The following is a 2,241-nucleotide window of genomic DNA, read 5'->3' as shown; positions in this document are numbered from 1 at the left end:
GTCATCACGCCGGCGTTGTTGATCAGGATGTGGATGGGCCGTCCCTCGTGGCGCAGCGTCTCGCCGAGGGCGGCGACGGAGTCGAGCGACGACAGATCGAGGTCGCGCAGTGACGCGTCGGCGCCGGCGCCTGCTGCAGCCGGCTCAGCTCGCGACGGTGCCGCTCGGCGAGCACGGCGGCCAGCACCATCTCCGGCGGGGTGCCCGGGGGTGGCGGCGGCGAGATCTGCGCGACGACGTCGGTGGCGATCCGGTAGGCCATCTGGTCGCGCACCTGCGGATCCAACTGCCTTGCGCGCGAGAGGAACTGGCGCGCCATCTCCGCCTGCGCCGGGTTCAGGCCGGACAGCTGCAGCGTGGACGCCCACCACGCCAGCTGCGGCGGCATCGCCGGGGGAGGGGCCTGCCGGGGCGCGCGTTCGCTGATGACGACGGTGCCGGCGAAGATGTCGCCGATACGTTTGCCTTTCTGCGACAGCATGCTGCACAGCACCGCGGGGCCGCCGGTGAGCATCCACAGCTCGATCGCGCCGGCCAGCGCACGGAACAGGGCCTGTCGGAAGCGCTCGGGGCTGCCGTCCTCGGACACCACCCGCAAGCCCAGCGCCATCTTGCCCAGCGTCTTGCCGCGGGTCGCCGTCTCGAAGATCGTCGGGTAACCCACCAACGCGAGCACGGTGAAGACGATCAGCACCGCACCGGAGAACGCGCCGTCGAACTGCGACAGCGTCACCGCCCACAGGATCACGCCGAGGACGTAGACGACGAACACGACGGTGACGTCGATCAACGCCGACAGCGCGCGGACCGGCAGCTGCGCGATCTGAACGTCCAGGACGACGGCGTCACCGGTCACCACGGGCTGTTGCTGGCCAACCATAATCAGCCACGCTACTAAAATCCGTGAAGTGGATGTCGATGCGTTTGTGCTGGCGAACCGTCCGACCTGGGAGCGCCTCGAACATCTGGTGAAGAATCGGCGCAAGCTCACCGGCGCGGAGGTCGACGAGCTGGTCGACCTGTACCAGCGGGTGTCGACGCATCTGTCGATCGCGCGGTCGTCCTGGTCGGACGCGGTGCTGGTCGGCAAACTCTCGGGGCTGGTGGCGCGGGCCCGGGCGGTGGTCACCGGCGCGCACGCCCCGCTGTGGCGCGAGTTCATCCGGTTCTGGGCGGTGTCGTTCCCGGTGGTCGTGTACCGGTCGTGGCGGTGGTGGGTCGCCTCCGGGCTGGTCTTCTACGCCGTCGCGGCGGTGATCGCGGTCTGGATCGCGCACTCGCCGGAGGTGCAGGCCTCCATCGGCACGCCCAGTGAGATCGAGCAGCTGGTCAACCACGAATTCGCGAACTACTACAGCGAACACCCGGCCGGCTCGTTCGCGCTGCAGGTCTGGGTGAACAACGCCTGGGTGACCGCGCAGTGCATCGGGATGTCGGTGCTGCTCGGGATCCCGATTCCGTACATCCTGTTCCAGAACGCGGCGAACCTGGGCGTGAACGCGGGTCTGATGTTCCAGGCCGGCAAGGGGGACATCTTCCTCGGGCTGATCACCCCGCACGGGCTGATCGAGCTGACGGCGGTGTTCGTCGCGGCCGGTGTCGGCATGCGGCTGGGCTGGTCGGTGATCTCGCCGGGGGACCGGCCGCGCGGACAGGTGCTGGCCGAGCAGGGCCGCGCGGTGGTCGCCGTCGCGATCGGGCTGGCGGTGGTGCTGCTGGCGGCCGGGGTGATCGAGGGTTTCGTGACGCCGTCGTCGCTGCCGACGTTCGTCCGGGTCGCGATCGGGGTCGCGGCGGTGGTGGCATTCTTCGGCTACGTGTTCACGTTCGGCCGCAAGGCGGCGCTGGCCGGGGAGACCGGCGACCTCGAGGACGCCCCCGACGTGGTGCCGACCGGCTGACCTTCCGGCGAGCAGACACAAACTCGCTCTGAAAGGGTCGAATCCGTGCCTGTTTGTGTCTGCTCGCGGCGAGAACTGGGGGGCTACAGGCGGCCGGCGGCTTTCATCGCCAGGTAGTGATCGGCGAGGTCGGGCGCCAGCTCTTCCGGCGGTGCGTCGACCACCTCCACCCCCATGCTGCGCAGCCGCGAGGCCACCGCGCGGCGGTCGTTGCGGGCCCGCAGCGCCACCAGCGGTACGACGCTGGGGGTGGCGGCCAGAGTGGTGAAGTCGTAGTCGATCTCGCCGACGGTCACCTCGGCGTGACGATCACCGAGGATCGGACGGGCGGCTCTGCTGT

General features: G+C 69.7%; 1 protein-coding gene and 3 pseudogenes. 1 reads left to right on the top strand and 3 read right to left on the bottom strand.

Annotated elements, in window-relative coordinates; all coding sequences use genetic code 11:
* Both ASJ79_RS35220 and ASJ79_RS22875 read right to left on the bottom strand, forming a co-directional pair.
* A pseudogene (locus ASJ79_RS35220) lies at positions 1-104 on the bottom strand (short chain dehydrogenase); the annotation flags it as partial.
* Positions 65-880: pseudogene (locus tag ASJ79_RS22875) on the bottom strand (RDD family protein); the annotation flags it as partial. The pseudogenes ASJ79_RS35220 and ASJ79_RS22875, both read right to left, overlap by 40 nt.
* Positions 881-908: 28 nt before the next feature.
* On the opposite strand from ASJ79_RS22875, the gene ASJ79_RS22870 reads away from it, so the two are divergent.
* The gene (locus ASJ79_RS22870) at positions 909-1,901 is read left to right on the top strand and encodes a stage II sporulation protein M (RefSeq protein WP_067960300.1); all 993 of its coding nucleotides are present in this window, start codon (positions 909-911) and stop codon (positions 1,899-1,901) included.
* Between the two features lie 83 nt (positions 1,902-1,984).
* Here ASJ79_RS22870 and ASJ79_RS34380 read toward each other — a convergent pair.
* Positions 1,985-2,241, bottom strand: a pseudogene (locus ASJ79_RS34380) (DUF58 domain-containing protein); the annotation flags it as partial.

Source organism: Mycobacterium sp. NAZ190054 (assembly GCF_001545925.1).
In the GTDB taxonomy this organism is placed as follows: Bacteria; Actinomycetota; Actinomycetes; order Mycobacteriales; family Mycobacteriaceae; genus Mycobacterium.
Note: the sequence above shows the minus strand (reverse complement) of the source record. Positions and strands in the feature narration are given on the sequence as shown.